Origin of the sequence: Streptococcus oralis (assembly GCF_023611505.1) — a bacterium.
Lineage (GTDB): Bacteria > Bacillota > Bacilli > Lactobacillales > Streptococcaceae > Streptococcus > Streptococcus oralis_CT.
Genome location: NZ_CP097843.1, coordinates 1,345,393 through 1,358,640, shown reverse-complemented (window position 1 = coordinate 1,358,640; position 13,248 = coordinate 1,345,393). Strand labels below are relative to the sequence as shown.

The 13,248-nt window shown below is 40.4% G+C and carries 15 protein-coding genes; 12 read left to right on the top strand and 3 right to left on the bottom strand.

The features are described from left to right. The first annotated feature begins 182 nt into the window (after nucleotides 1–182). Nucleotides 183–923: a MerR family transcriptional regulator gene (locus M9H69_RS07010; RefSeq protein WP_250315203.1), complete on the top strand. Its 741-nt coding sequence runs from the start codon at nucleotides 183–185 to the stop codon at nucleotides 921–923. 28 nt (nucleotides 924–951) lie between these two features. On the opposite strand, the gene M9H69_RS07005 is transcribed toward M9H69_RS07010, so the two are convergent. Genes M9H69_RS07005 through M9H69_RS06995 form a run of 3 tightly spaced genes read right to left on the bottom strand, consistent with a single transcriptional unit; the run spans nucleotide 952 to nucleotide 3,505 of the window. Next, nucleotides 952–1,407 (bottom strand): 8-oxo-dGTP diphosphatase, encoded by a 456-nt coding sequence (locus M9H69_RS07005; protein ID WP_250315202.1) that lies wholly within the window; start codon nucleotides 1,405–1,407, stop codon nucleotides 952–954. A gap of 19 nt (nucleotides 1,408–1,426) precedes the next feature. Next, a complete protein-coding gene (locus M9H69_RS07000; RefSeq protein ID WP_250315201.1) occupies nucleotides 1,427–2,602 on the bottom strand; it encodes an NAD(P)/FAD-dependent oxidoreductase in 1,176 nt (391 codons plus the stop codon). Between the two features lie 57 nt (nucleotides 2,603–2,659). After that, on the bottom strand, nucleotides 2,660–3,505 hold the full coding sequence (locus M9H69_RS06995) for a DegV family protein (protein WP_061597848.1): 846 nt from the start codon (nucleotides 3,503–3,505) through the stop codon (nucleotides 2,660–2,662). A 124-nt stretch (nucleotides 3,506–3,629) separates the two neighbouring features. Here M9H69_RS06995 and M9H69_RS06990 point away from each other — a divergent pair, with 124 nt between their 5' ends. From M9H69_RS06990 to M9H69_RS06940, 11 genes are all read left to right on the top strand, one after another. Then, nucleotides 3,630–4,193, top strand: coding sequence for a TetR/AcrR family transcriptional regulator (locus tag M9H69_RS06990; protein ID WP_250315200.1), 564 nt, complete (start codon nucleotides 3,630–3,632; stop codon nucleotides 4,191–4,193). Nucleotides 4,194–4,204: 11 nt separating this feature from the next. Further along, nucleotides 4,205–4,672 (top strand): deoxycytidylate deaminase, encoded by a 468-nt coding sequence (locus tag M9H69_RS06985; RefSeq protein ID WP_000136990.1) that lies wholly within the window; start codon nucleotides 4,205–4,207, stop codon nucleotides 4,670–4,672. An 88-nt stretch (nucleotides 4,673–4,760) separates the two neighbouring features. After that, complete coding sequence (upp, locus tag M9H69_RS06980; RefSeq protein WP_000515972.1) at nucleotides 4,761–5,390, top strand: uracil phosphoribosyltransferase; 630 nt, start codon at nucleotides 4,761–4,763, stop codon at nucleotides 5,388–5,390. A 173-nt stretch (nucleotides 5,391–5,563) separates the two neighbouring features. After that, nucleotides 5,564–6,154 carry an ATP-dependent Clp protease proteolytic subunit ClpP gene (clpP, locus tag M9H69_RS06975; protein ID WP_000613469.1) on the top strand — a complete coding sequence of 197 codons (591 nt, stop codon included), beginning with the start codon at nucleotides 5,564–5,566 and terminating at the stop codon, nucleotides 6,152–6,154. Nucleotides 6,155–6,232: 78 nt separating this feature from the next. Continuing rightward, nucleotides 6,233–6,502, top strand: coding sequence for a YlbG family protein (locus M9H69_RS06970; RefSeq protein ID WP_061597844.1), 270 nt, complete (start codon nucleotides 6,233–6,235; stop codon nucleotides 6,500–6,502). 87 nt (nucleotides 6,503–6,589) lie between these two features. Then, nucleotides 6,590–7,750, top strand: coding sequence for an ABC transporter substrate-binding protein (locus M9H69_RS06965; RefSeq protein WP_250315199.1), 1,161 nt, complete (start codon nucleotides 6,590–6,592; stop codon nucleotides 7,748–7,750). 120 nt (nucleotides 7,751–7,870) lie between these two features. After that, nucleotides 7,871–8,740: a branched-chain amino acid ABC transporter permease gene (locus M9H69_RS06960; protein ID WP_000941407.1), complete on the top strand. Its 870-nt coding sequence runs from the start codon at nucleotides 7,871–7,873 to the stop codon at nucleotides 8,738–8,740. 3 nt (nucleotides 8,741–8,743) lie between these two features. Further along, a complete protein-coding gene (locus M9H69_RS06955; protein WP_250315198.1) occupies nucleotides 8,744–9,700 on the top strand; it encodes a branched-chain amino acid ABC transporter permease in 957 nt (318 codons plus the stop codon). Then, complete coding sequence (locus M9H69_RS06950) at nucleotides 9,700–10,464, top strand: ABC transporter ATP-binding protein (protein WP_001186017.1); 765 nt, start codon at nucleotides 9,700–9,702, stop codon at nucleotides 10,462–10,464. The genes M9H69_RS06955 and M9H69_RS06950 overlap by 1 nt, the downstream gene beginning before the upstream one ends. Continuing rightward, the gene (locus M9H69_RS06945; RefSeq protein WP_250315197.1) at nucleotides 10,464–11,174 is read left to right on the top strand and encodes an ABC transporter ATP-binding protein; all 711 of its coding nucleotides are present in this window, start codon (nucleotides 10,464–10,466) and stop codon (nucleotides 11,172–11,174) included. The genes M9H69_RS06950 and M9H69_RS06945 overlap by 1 nt, the downstream gene beginning before the upstream one ends. A 295-nt stretch (nucleotides 11,175–11,469) precedes the next feature. Further along, a complete protein-coding gene (locus M9H69_RS06940; protein WP_250315196.1) occupies nucleotides 11,470–13,248 on the top strand; it encodes a phosphotransferase in 1,779 nt (592 codons plus the stop codon).

Below are 13,248 nucleotides of genomic sequence, written 5' to 3'. Positions count from 1 at the left end.
GGCTCTCTATGAGCCTTCTGTTTGATTGATAGACTTGACTATCCTATCATGTTTTCTAAGGCCTGTCAAGAAAACCATTTTCAAGTTTTCACACCTTTCTCAAAAAAGTTAAAAAATTTTCTCAAAAACACTTGACTCCGACCTAAGGGAAGGGTTTATACTATCCATGTAAGGAGGAAATCATGTATCATATCAAAGAAGCTGCGCAGCTTTCAGGAGTCTCTGTCAAGACCCTGCACCACTACGATAAAATCGGACTTTTAGTCCCTTTAAAGTCGGAAAACGGCTATCGATCCTATAGTCAGGAAGATTTGGAGCGCCTACAAGTTATTCTCTACTATAAGTATCTTGGTTTTTCTTTGGAGAAAATAGCAGAGCTACTAAAAGAAGAAAAGTCAGACTTGTTACCTCATTTGACTAGACAATTGGACTATCTGACTCGAGAAAGAGAACGATTGGATACCTTGATTTCCACCTTGCAAAAAACCATTCAAGATCAAAAAGGAGAAATAAATATGACCCTTCAGGAAAAATTCACTGGATTTAGCTATCAAGACAATCAAAAATACCACCAAGAAGCGGTAGAGGAGTATGGACAAGAAGTCATGGATCAAGCCCTCGAACGCCAAAAGGGTCGCGAAGATGAGTCTACGGCCGCCTTTAACCAAGTCTTTCAAGCCTTGGCTCAAAATCTTCAAGCTGGTCTACCTGTAACAGCAGCTGAAAACCAAGAGCAAGCAGCTAAGCTCTTGCAAGCCCTTCGTACTTATGGATTTGACTGCTCTATTGAGGTATTCGGCCATATCGGAAAAGGCTACGTCTATAACCCAGAGTTTAAGGAAAACATTGATAAATTTGGACCTGGAACAGCCCAGTACACATCAGATGCCATTGCAGCTTACGTTCAGACAAATGCAGAATAAATAGGCTAGGAATTTCCTAGCCTATTTTTTACTTCAAATCATAAAGCCAGTCGTCACCGTCTTTATAGTAGAAGAATTCACTGAGATCCTCCTCTACAAATACACGAAGCATATCAGACATATCATTGGTTGCAAGTTTTAGTTGTGAGAGATTTTCAAAATTTTCCCACCAAACCTTTCCTTCGTCTGAAGATTGGAGCTCACCAGTAAAGTGTTCGGTCTTGTAAAATAGGACGACATAACGGTAATCCTCGTCGTCGTACCAGTCCTTGATACCACAGAGTTGGGGCTTGGAAATGGTCAGACCAGTTTCTTCTTTCACTTCACGAATGACAGCATCGACAAAGGATTCGCCACGTTCAACATGACCTCCAGGAAAGGTAATGCCAGGCCAGTCAGGACTAACTCGATCTTGAACCAGCACCTTGTCCCCATTTTTGATCATGCACATGTTGACAAATTCGACTGACTCTCTTCTGTTCATTTTTCCCATCCTTTAATATTTAATCATAATGCAGATTTCCTGCCACCCAGCCGGTACAGAGGGCAGAAGTAATGTTAAAGCCGCCTGTATGGGCATTGATATCCAGTACCTCACCAGCAAAGTGGAGGCCAGGGACTAGCTTACTTTCAAGGGTTTTAGGGTTGATTTCCTTAAGACTGACGCCTCCTTTGGTGACAAAGGACTTAGCCAATGACATTTTACCAGTGACAGGAATTTTGAGAGCCTTGATAGATTGGACAAGCTGGTCACGTTCTTTTTCAGTTAGCTGTTTAACTTTGTCAGGATATTCTTGAACAAAAAATTCTGCCAAGCGTTCTGGCAACAAGGTTTTTAAAGTATTTTTCAAGGATTTTTCCCGATTTTTTTCTAGAAATGCAGCCAAGTCTTTCTCAGAAAGTTGAGGCAAAACATCCAGTGAGAGAACTTCCCCACCCTTGACAAAACTAGACATGCGTAGGGCAGCAGGTCCTGACAAACCAAAGTGGGTAAAGAGCAGATCGTGGGTGATGACATGCTTACCATAACTTAAGGTCACATCGTCAAGCGAAATCCCCTGAAGCGCTTTGTGTGGAAAATCAGTCAACAAAGGACTCTCAGCAGCTTCAAGCTCGGTAATGGTATGTTTGAAATGACGGGCGATTTCATGTCCAAAACCAGTCGAACCAGTAGAAGGATAGGATTTACCACCTGTTGTGACAATCAGTTTATCACAAGTGAAGCTTTGGTCTGCGGACTTGAGGATAAACTGGTCGTCTATCTTTTTAACCGAAACAATTTCCGTTTGAGTAGCAACTTGACCACCGAGCTCAGTGATTTTCTTTTCTAGCGTCTCGATAATGGTCCGAGACTTGTCACTAGCAGGAAACACGCGTCCGTGGTCCTCGACCTTAAGTTTAACACCATTTTCTGCAAAAAAATTGATGATATCGTGGTTATCAAACTGGGAAAATACACTGTATAAAAAGCGCCCGTTACCAGGAATTCCAGACATTAGGTCATCTAAAGTTCCATTGTTGGTCACATTACAACGACCGCCGCCTGTACCAGCCAATTTTTTACCCAGTTTCCGATTTTTTTCGATGAGAAGAGTTTTCTGACCATAAAAGCTACTGGAAATCGTAGCCATCATGCCAGCAGGACCTCCACCGATTACAATAGTATCAAAATGTTTCATAGCTCTATTGTACCACAAAAAACAAGAGATGCTTGGCATCTCTTGTTGCTCATGATCTTAGTTGATTTCATATCCCATCAACAAACCGCCATCTTCTGCATAGAAACTGCAGAGACCAGATGTTGGAATGATTTTGATATTGGCTTGAGGGAAGGTTTCCAGCAAGCGTTCCGACAATTGCTGACAGAATTTTTCATTGCTGCGATGAGCCATGACAATTCGACCACCAGCATAGCCAGCCTTGATGAGCTCTTCATAGGCTGCTTGAAGGGATTTTTTTGGTCCACGCGCTTTCTGGAGCAGTTCTAAGGTTCCAGTTTCACTTGCTTCCCCGACCATACGAATGTTGAGAAGGCCAACGACTGTACCGATCAGCTTACTCAAACGGCCATTTTTTACCAAGTTATCGACCTTAGCAAGGACAAAGAGCAACTTGGTTTTTTCTTGGTAAGCTGTAATAGCTTCAACAATTTCCTCAAAAGAAAGTCCTTGATCAATCAAGTCATTGATTTTTTCTACAATTAGGTCAACTTCCCCACCAGCAGATAAACTATCAATCACATGAATCTGAGTGTCAGGGTGTTCTTCAAGGTAGATATTCTTAGCGAGCTGTGCACTATTATGGCTACCTGAAAGAGTACCAGTGATAGTAACGACAAAGATATGCTTAGCACCTTCAAATGCACGCAAGTAGTCATCAGGGCTAGGACAAGCTGATTTTGAAGCCTCAGAAGTTGCATACATGGTTTGCATCATGTGGTCAATGTCAAGATTGGCATCATCGATAAAGACCTGATCAGCTACTTGAATGGTTAAAGGAACACTAACAAATTCAGTATCAATAGCAGGAGTTGCCAGTTGACGATAATCACAACCCGAGTCAGCTACAATCTTCCAAGTCATAGAAATTCTCCATCTTTGTCACTTATACATTGACAAAGGTTCTGTCTTTTTTTACAATTATATCATGAAAGCCCTTGAAACAAAAGTACCACCTCTCTGTTGTCACAAGTAGAAAGAAATTGTTATGTCTGAACGTAGAATGTCTGAAAAATCTCTTGAAAATCTCAGAAAATCAAATCAAGAATCCAATTTTTTAACCAGAGAAGCAATCGAGACGGCTCTTTTGCAACTTCTAGAAAAAAAAGATTTGGCCAAGATCAGCATTTCGGAGCTGGTCAAGCGAGCGGGTGTCTCTCGTGCCGCCTTCTATCGTAACTATGACTCCAAAGAAGAGATTTTGGAAAGCGTCTTTAAACGCAGTGTCCACAATATCATGGAACAGCTGAGCCACTACGATGTCAAAACGGACCTCTATCTAGTCTGGGTTCATCTTTTCCGGGCAGCCAAGAAAGAAGCCAAGGTTATCCAACTTGCTCTGGACTACCACTTGGAAAAGATTTTTGTCCAAGCCATGCAGGAATTTCTAGAAAAATACCACGGAAAGTCAAAAGGCGTTAGCAGCTACCTTCATTCATTTTGGAGTTCTGCCATCGTATCGGTTTTGCTCAAATGGATCAAGGATGGCATGAAGGTTCCAGCTGAAAAGATTGCCGATTTACGCTTGCCATTTTTCAAAAATAGAGGATAAGGAGAAGACTTATGACAGAAAAAAGACTGGCTTGGGATGAGTACTTTGCAGCCCAGGCTTTACTGATTGCCAATCGTTCGACCTGTAAACGTGCCAAGGTGGGAGCTGTCCTAGTCAAGGATAATAAGGTCATTTCAACTGGCTACAATGGTTCCGTATCAGGAACTGAGCACTGTATTGACCACGAATGTCTGGTCATTGAAGGTCACTGTGTCCGAACCCTTCACGCCGAGGTCAATGCCATTTTACAAGGAGCCGAACGAGGGGTTCCAAGGGGATTTACAGCTTATGTGACCCACTTCCCTTGTCTCAACTGTACAAAACAACTCTTACAAGTCGGTTGCAAGCGCGTGGTTTATATCAACCAGTACCGAATGGATGACTATGCCCAGTACCTTTATCATGAAAAAGGCACCGAGTTAACCCATTTGCCATTAGAGACTGTTCAGACAGCTCTCCAAGAGGCAGATTTGATTTAAAAATTAATAAAAATAAATGGTTTAGAAAGCTTTTTAAACCGTTTTTTGATATAATAAGAAGAATAAATTGAAAGAAGGAATTCAGAAAATGGGAAAAATTGAAGTCATTAATCATCCACTGATTCAACACAAATTGTCAATCTTGCGTCGTACAGATACTTCCACAAAGGCTTTTCGTGAACTAGTAGACGAGATTGCAATGTTGATGGGATATGAAGTACTTCGTGATCTTCCACTTGAAGACGTGGAAATCGAAACACCTATCACAAAGACCGTTCAAAAACAATTGGCTGGTAAAAAATTGGCGATTGTCCCAATTTTGCGTGCAGGTATCGGGATGGTAGATGGTCTCTTGAATCTGGTTCCAGCAGCAAAAGTTGGACACATCGGTATGTACCGTGATGAAGAAACCCTTCAACCAGTTGAATACTTAGTGAAATTGCCTGAAGATATTGACCAACGTCAAATCTTTGTCGTTGACCCAATGCTTGCAACAGGTGGCTCAGCAATCTTGGCTGTAGATTCGCTTAAAAAACGTGGCGCTTCAAATATCAAGTTTGTCTGCCTAGTATCTGCTCCAGAAGGAGTGAAAGCCCTCCAAGAAGCTCACCCTGATGTAGAAATTTTTACTGCAGCTTTGGATGAACGCTTGAACGAACACGGTTATATCGTTCCAGGTCTTGGAGATGCTGGAGACCGCTTGTTTGGTACTAAATAAAATTCCAAAGTAAATATTGAAACTAGAAGTTCGTTTTTGACTTGAAAGGAGGTTGAGTTTTTGTTTCTGTTTAGAGAATAGAGCAAAAATTTGACCTTTTTTGACCAAAAAGATATAATAGTTCTGTATCGAGTCGTATGACTAAGAAAATTTAACCTTAAAAGGAGAAATGAATGATTCCTGTAGTTATTGAACAAACAAGTCGTGGAGAACGTTCATATGATATTTACTCACGTCTACTAAAAGATCGTATCATCATGTTGACTGGACCAGTTGAAGACAACATGGCCAACTCCGTTATTGCTCAATTGCTCTTCTTGGATGCTCAAGATAGTACAAAAGATATTTACCTTTATGTAAATACTCCGGGTGGTTCTGTATCAGCTGGTTTGGCAATCGTTGATACCATGAACTTTATCAAGGCAGATGTCCAAACAATCGTTATGGGGATGGCTGCATCCATGGGAACTGTCATTGCATCAAGTGGCGCAAAAGGCAAACGTTTCATGCTTCCAAATGCAGAGTACATGATTCACCAACCAATGGGTGGTACAGGTGGTGGTACCCAACAGACAGATATGGCAATCGCTGCAGAGCACTTACTTAAAACTCGTAAGACTTTGGAGCAGATTCTTGCAGATAACTCTGGTAAAACAGTTGAGCAAATTCATGTAGACGCAGAACGTGATTACTGGATGAGTGCCCAAGAAACACTTGAGTATGGTTTTATTGATGAAATCATGGCCAACAACTCTTTGAGCTAACCAACCTAAAAAGCAAACTCGACGGGGTTTGCTTTTTTTGATATAATAGGAGCAGATTTCTTAGAAAGAGGGTTCATCATGTTTGAAAAGGTCAATCGATCGGGATTAATCATCTATCTTTACTATAATCGGGATGCAAAAAAACTTCAGGAATACGGTGATATCTGTTACCATTCCAAAAAACATCGTTACTTGCAGCTCTATGTTCCAACTGAGGAGCTAGATGACTTAGTTGAGAGATTAGGTAAGGAAAGATACATCAAGAAAATTAGACGGTGTCACATTCAAGAGTTAGAAACTCCTTTTGTTGGGAATCTCTATCGAAATGAAGAAAACGTTATCATTTAAAAAAGTGAATAAAAAGGTTGACAATTTTCTGATAATTCGGTATATTCTTAACATACTATTTTTGAAACAACTATAAGGAGATTAAAAATGAAGAAAAAATTTGCCCTATCTTTTGTGGCTCTTGCTAGCGTAGCTCTTCTCGCTGCCTGTGGAGAGGTCAAGTCAGGAGCGTCAAATACAACTGGTAACCCAGTAGACGAAAAGACTATCAAAATCGGTTTTAACTTTGAAGAAACAGGTGCTGTAGCTGCCTATGGTACTTCTGAACAAAAAGGTGCTCAACTTGCTGTTGATGAAATCAATGCTGCAGGTGGTATCGATGGAAAACAAATCGAAGTTGTGGATAAAGATAACAAATCTGAAACTGCTGAGGCTGCCTCTGTTACAACTAACCTAGTGACCCAATCAAAAGTTACAGCTATCGTAGGACCTGCGACATCTGGTGCAACTGCTGCAGCTGTAGCCAACGCTACTCAAGCAGGGGTTCCATTGATTTCACCAAGTGCGACTCAAGATGGATTGACCAAAGGTCAAGAATATCTATTTATCGGAACTTTCCAAGATAGCTTCCAAGGGAAGATTATTTCTAACTATGTAACAAACAAATTGAATGCTAAGAAGGTTGTTCTATATACTGACAATGCAAGTGACTATGCTAAAGGTATTGCTAAATCTTTCCGCGAAGCATACAAAGGTGAAATTGTTGCAGACGAAACTTTTGTGGCAGGTGATACAGACTTCCAAGCAGCCCTTACTAAAATGAAAGGGAAAGAGTTTGACGCTATCGTTGTCCCAGGCTACTACACAGAAGCAGGTAAAATCGTAAATCAAGCCCGTGGTATGGGAATTGATAAACCAATCGTTGGTGGTGATGGATTTAACGGTGAAGAATTTGTTCAACAAGCAACAGCTGAAAAAGCATCAAACATTTACTTCATCTCAGGATTCTCAACTACAGTTGATGTTTCTGAAAAAGCTAAAGCCTTCCTTGAAGCATACCGTGCTAAATACAATGAAGAGCCTTCAACCTTCTCAGCCTTGGCCTATGACTCAGTTTACCTAGTAGCAAATGCTGCAAAAGGTGCTAAAAACTCAGGTGAAATCAAGGACAACCTTGCTAAAACCAAAGATTTTGATGGTGTAACTGGTCAAACAAGCTTTGATGCTGACCACAATACAGTGAAAACTGCTTACATGATGACTATGAACAATGGTAAAGTAGAAGCAGCAGAAGTTGTAAAACCATAACATTAGAATAGTAGTTGAAATAGGGAATGAGCCTTTGACTCACTCCCTGTTTCGGTGTTTATGAACTTGTGAAAATGATGAAAATTTTCTAAAAAATAACGATAGAAAAGAGTGAATGCTATGCTCCAACAACTTGTGAATGGTTTAATTCTGGGTAGTGTTTATGCACTTTTGGCCTTGGGTTATACCATGGTTTATGGAATTATCAAACTCATCAACTTCGCCCACGGTGATATTTATATGATAGGTGCCTTTATTGGTTACTTTTTGATTAATTCCTTCCAAATGGATTTCTTTTTAGCTTTGATTATTTCAATGGCAGGAACCGCACTACTTGGTGTTGTGATTGAATTTCTTGCCTACCGTCCTTTGCGACACTCTACACGCATTGCTGTATTGATTACTGCCATCGGGGTGTCTTTCCTACTGGAATACGGAATGGTTTATCTCGTGGGCGCCAATACTCGTGCCTTCCCTCAAGCAATTGAAACCGTCCGTTTTGATTTCGGGCCAATTAGCTTGACAAATGTTCAATTGATGATTTTAGCAGTTTCTGTACTCTTGATGGTTTTATTGCAATTGATAGTCCAAAAAACAAAAATGGGGAAAGCCATGCGTGCGGTATCAGTTGATAGTGATGCTGCTCAATTGATGGGAATTAATGTAAATCGTACAATCAGCTTTACCTTTGCTTTGGGTTCAGCCCTTGCTGGTGCAGCAGGTGTCCTCATTGCCCTTTACTACAACTCTCTTGAACCTTTGATGGGTGTGACTCCAGGTCTGAAATCATTCGTTGCGGCCGTACTCGGTGGTATCGGGATTATTCCTGGTGCAGCTCTAGGGGGATTTGTGATTGGCTTGTTGGAAACTTTTGCAACTGCCTTTGGTATGTCTGATTTCCGTGATGCCATCGTTTATGGAATCTTGCTTCTGATTCTGATTGTTCGACCTGCGGGTATCCTTGGTAAGAATGTGAAAGAGAAGGTGTAAACAATGAAGACAAATCTTAAAGTAAATATTCTCTGGTTATTCCTTCTGTTAGCGGGTTATGGATTAATTAGCGTACTGGTTTCTGCTGGTATTCTCAATCTATTCCATGTCCAAATTTTAGAACAAATTGGGATTAATATCATCCTTGCAGTAGGCTTGAACTTAATCGTTGGTTTTTCAGGACAATTCTCACTTGGTCATGCAGGTTTTATGGCGATTGGGGCTTATGCAGCAGCGATTATTGGTTCAAAATCACCAACCTATGGTGCCTTCTTTGGAGCGATGGTCTTGGGCGCTTTGATTTCTGGTGCAGTCGCTTTGCTCGTTGGGATTCCAACGCTTCGTTTAAAGGGTGACTACCTGGCTGTTGCGACACTAGGTGTTTCAGAAATCATTCGTATCTTTATCATTAATGGTGGTAGTTTGACCAACGGTGCTGCTGGTATCTTGGGTATTCCAAACTTTACCAACTGGCAAATGGTTTATCTTTTTGTAGTGATTACAACTATTGCAACCCTCAACTTCTTACGTAGTCCAATTGGACGCTCTACTCTATCTGTTCGTGAGGATGAGATTGCTGCAGAGTCTGTTGGGGTAAACACTACAAAGATCAAGATTATCGCTTTTGTCTTTGGTGCCATTACAGCAAGTATTGCTGGTTCACTTCAGGCTGGTTTTATCGGATCTGTTGTGCCAAAAGATTACACCTTTATTAATTCCATCAACGTGTTGATTATCGTTGTATTTGGTGGACTTGGATCTATTACTGGTACCATCGTTTCAGCGATTGTTTTAGGAATTTTGAATATGCTCCTTCAAGATGTAGCTAGCGTACGTATGATCATCTACGCTTTGGCTCTTGTATTGGTCATGATTTTCAGACCAGGCGGACTCCTTGGAACATGGGAATTGAGTCTATCACGTTTCTTTAAAAAATCTAAGAAGGAGGGACAAAACTAATGGCATTACTTGAAGTTAAACAGTTAACCAAACATTTTGGCGGTCTAACAGCTGTTGGAGATGTCACTCTTGAATTGAACGAGGGAGAATTGGTTGGTTTGATCGGACCAAACGGCGCTGGTAAAACAACCCTTTTCAATCTCTTGACTGGTGTTTATGAACCAAGCGAAGGTACTGTGACATTAGATGGTCACCTCCTCAATGGGAAAACTCCCTATAAGATTGCTTCACTTGGACTCAGCCGTACTTTCCAAAATATTCGTTTGTTCAAGGACTTGACAGTTTTGGAAAATGTTTTGATTGCATTTAGTAATCATCATAAACAACATGTCCTTGCGAGCTTTCTACGTCTACCAGCTTTTTATAAGAATGAGGAAGAATTAAAAAGCAAAGCTTTGGACTTGCTGAAGATTTTTGATTTGGATAGTGACGCAGATACTCTTGCTAAGAATCTGGCCTATGGTCAACAACGCCGATTAGAAATCGTTCGTGCTCTGGCAACTGAACCTAAGATCCTCTTTTTGGATGAACCTGCAGCTGGGATGAATCCTCAAGAAACAGCTGAATTGACAGAATTGATCCGTCGTATCAAAGATGAATTTAAAATTACCATCATGCTCATCGAACACGACATGAATTTGGTTATGGAAGTCACTGAGCGTATCTATGTTCTTGAATATGGTCGTTTGATTGCTCAGGGAACCCCTGACGAAATTAAGACGAATAAACGTGTTATCGAAGCTTATCTAGGAGGTGAAGCCTAATGTCTATGTTAAAAGTTGAAAAACTCTCTGTGCATTACGGTATGATCCAAGCAGTTCGTGATGTAAGTTTCGAGGTTAATGAAGGTGAAGTTGTTTCCTTGATTGGTGCCAATGGTGCTGGTAAAACAACCATTCTTCGTACCCTTTCAGGTTTAGTTCGTCCAAGTGCTGGTAAAATTCAGTTTTTAGGAAAAGAAATTCAAAAGTTGCCAGCTCAAAAAATTGTTGCAGGTGGCCTTTCACAAGTTCCTGAGGGACGCCATGTTTTTCCAGGTTTGACTGTTATGGAAAACTTGGAAATGGGAGCCTTTTTAAAGAAAAATCGTGAAGAAAATCAAGCCAACTTGAAAAAAGTCTTTTCACGTTTCCCTCGTCTGGAAGAACGCAAAAACCAAGATGCGGCAACTCTTTCAGGCGGTGAACAGCAGATGCTGGCTATGGGACGCGCTCTCATGTCTACACCTAAGCTCCTCCTCTTGGATGAGCCGTCAATGGGACTTGCCCCTATCTTTATACAAGAAATTTTTGATATCATTCAAGATATTCAGAAGCAAGGAACAACAGTTCTTCTAATTGAACAGAACGCTAACAAGGCCCTCGCTATCTCTGACCGTGGTTATGTCCTTGAAACAGGAAAGATTGTCCTATCAGGAACAGGAAAAGAACTCGCCTCATCAGAAGAAGTCAGAAAAGCATATCTAGGTGGCTAAAAAGGTCTGGGGACCTTTTTAGTCGGCAGATAAGGATTGCGTAAGTAATCATCCAATCCAGTGGATTGTTTTAGTCGGCAGATAAGGATTGCAACCAAGCGAAACCTAATACGACTACTTATCAAAAATATAAAATATTTCAGGGCTCCAGAATAAGGAGCTCTTTTATGTATATGTTTTTCAGGAAAGGGAAGAAGGTCTTAATTTTTACTCATTGTTTCCCTATTTGAATTGACAGTCCTTTTTGTTCATATTATAATATGGGTAAGTGGAAATTGAACAGGAGGACTGAGAAATGGTAACAGAAAAACAATTTAAACTTTTGCGTTTTATGTTGACACATAAAGAAAATACATTTACTCAGAGACAGTTAGCTGAAGAGCTAGATTTATCTTTAGGAACAATTAACACATTGTTGAAAAAACTGAAAGAAGAGAAGTGGATTGATGAGGAGCTTCACTTAACAGAACTAGGCCAGAAAGTTTTAGAACCCTATCGAGTAGAAAATGCTATTATAATGGCTGCTGGCATGAGTAGCCGTTTTGCTCCTTTGTCTTATGAAATTCCTAAAGGATTGCTTCAAGTTAAGGGGGAACGCTTAATAGAGAGGGAAATCAGACAACTGCAAGAAGCAGGCATAGAAGACATAATCGTTATCGTAGGGTATCTTCAAGAAAAAATGTTCTATCTTGCAGAGAAGTTTGGTGTAAAAATTGTAGTGAATAATGACTACTACAAATACAATAACTGTTCATCTCTCATGTTGGTTAAAAATCAACTTTCCAACACTTATATTTGTTCATCGGATAATTATTTTGTGGAAAATCCGTTTGAGCAATATATTTATAGAGGTTATTACTCGACCATATTTGCAGAAGGTCAAACGGACGAATATTGTGCTATAGAGGATTCGAATCACACGATCATTGATATCCAGATTGGTGGAGAAAGTACTTGGGCCATGGTGGGGCACGTTTATTTCGACCGTGCATTTAGCGAGAAATTCAAGGAAGTTTTAGAAACCGAGTTTAAGCACGAACCTTATCGGGAACAGCTTTGGGAGGATTATTATAGTCGGCATGTCAAGGAACTCCTTTTAGAAGCTCGTCACTATTCAGCGGATATTGTTAAAGAATTTGATTCACTAGATGAACTTCGTCAATTTGATGAACGTTATTTGGTAAATGCAGATTCGGCCATTATTGATAATATCTGCAAGACATTAAAGTGTGTGGCTTCAGATATTGTCAATATTAAACCCCTAAAAGACGGTTTGACCAACACTTCGTTTTCATTTGACTGTCTAGGGAAAAAATATGTTTACCGACATCCGGGCAGGGGAACTGAAAATTATATCGATCGAGCTAGTGAAGCAGCTTCTATGGAAATTGCCGCAAAATTAAAGATTGACCGTACCTTTGTAGCTATGAACAAGGATGAGGGCTGGAAAATTTCAGAATTTATTCCCAATGCTAAGCAACTTGACTATGAAAATTGGGATGATGTGACAAAAGCAATGGACCTCTTGAGACGGTTGCACCAATCTGGAGAAAAAACGGGACATTCCTTTGACCAATTTGAGGGAATTGATGATTTTAGAGAAAAATTGAAGGCTAGAAATCGATTTGAGTTTGATGGTCTCGAGGAATTGGATGAAACTGTTTCAATTCTCAAAAACTATTTACAGAATGATCCGAAACAGGTTGTCCTTTGTCATGGCGATTCCTATAGTCCTAATTTTTTGTTGAATGAAGCAGGTGAAATGAGCTTGATTGATTGGGAATATTCTGGAATGGGAGAGCCAGCAGGAGATTTGGGAACCTTTATCGCGTGTTCCAATTATACCTTAGAGGACGCAGAAAAAGTACTTGAAATCTATCTACAAGAAGTAGCAGATAAGAAAACCAAACGTCACTACTTGGCTTATGTAGCAGTGACCTCATATTATTGGTTCTTATGGGCTTTGTTCCAGGAGAGTGTTGGAAAACCAGTTGGTGAGTTTCTCTACATCTGGTATCGCTATACCAAACAATATGGACAACTGGCCCTTGACTTGTATTTGGAGGAAAACTAA

Excerpts from the sequence above, each read along its gene's own strand:
- M9H69_RS07010 (WP_250315203.1), top strand. The coding sequence starts at position 183 with ATGTATCATATCAAAGAAGCTGCGCAGCTTTCAGGAGTCTCTGTCAAG.
- M9H69_RS07005 (WP_250315202.1), bottom strand. The coding sequence starts at position 1,407 with ATGAACAGAAGAGAGTCAGTCGAATTTGTCAACATGTGCATGATCAAA.
- M9H69_RS07000 (WP_250315201.1), bottom strand. The coding sequence starts at position 2,602 with ATGAAACATTTTGATACTATTGTAATCGGTGGAGGTCCTGCTGGCATG.
- M9H69_RS06995 (WP_061597848.1), bottom strand. The coding sequence starts at position 3,505 with ATGACTTGGAAGATTGTAGCTGACTCGGGTTGTGATTATCGTCAACTG.
- M9H69_RS06990 (WP_250315200.1), top strand. The coding sequence starts at position 3,630 with ATGTCTGAACGTAGAATGTCTGAAAAATCTCTTGAAAATCTCAGAAAA.
- M9H69_RS06985 (WP_000136990.1), top strand. The coding sequence starts at position 4,205 with ATGACAGAAAAAAGACTGGCTTGGGATGAGTACTTTGCAGCCCAGGCT.
- upp (WP_000515972.1), top strand. The coding sequence starts at position 4,761 with ATGGGAAAAATTGAAGTCATTAATCATCCACTGATTCAACACAAATTG.
- clpP (WP_000613469.1), top strand. The coding sequence starts at position 5,564 with ATGATTCCTGTAGTTATTGAACAAACAAGTCGTGGAGAACGTTCATAT.
- M9H69_RS06970 (WP_061597844.1), top strand. The coding sequence starts at position 6,233 with ATGTTTGAAAAGGTCAATCGATCGGGATTAATCATCTATCTTTACTAT.
- M9H69_RS06965 (WP_250315199.1), top strand. The coding sequence starts at position 6,590 with ATGAAGAAAAAATTTGCCCTATCTTTTGTGGCTCTTGCTAGCGTAGCT.
- M9H69_RS06960 (WP_000941407.1), top strand. The coding sequence starts at position 7,871 with ATGCTCCAACAACTTGTGAATGGTTTAATTCTGGGTAGTGTTTATGCA.
- M9H69_RS06955 (WP_250315198.1), top strand. The coding sequence starts at position 8,744 with ATGAAGACAAATCTTAAAGTAAATATTCTCTGGTTATTCCTTCTGTTA.
- M9H69_RS06950 (WP_001186017.1), top strand. The coding sequence starts at position 9,700 with ATGGCATTACTTGAAGTTAAACAGTTAACCAAACATTTTGGCGGTCTA.
- M9H69_RS06945 (WP_250315197.1), top strand. The coding sequence starts at position 10,464 with ATGTCTATGTTAAAAGTTGAAAAACTCTCTGTGCATTACGGTATGATC.
- M9H69_RS06940 (WP_250315196.1), top strand. The coding sequence starts at position 11,470 with ATGGTAACAGAAAAACAATTTAAACTTTTGCGTTTTATGTTGACACAT.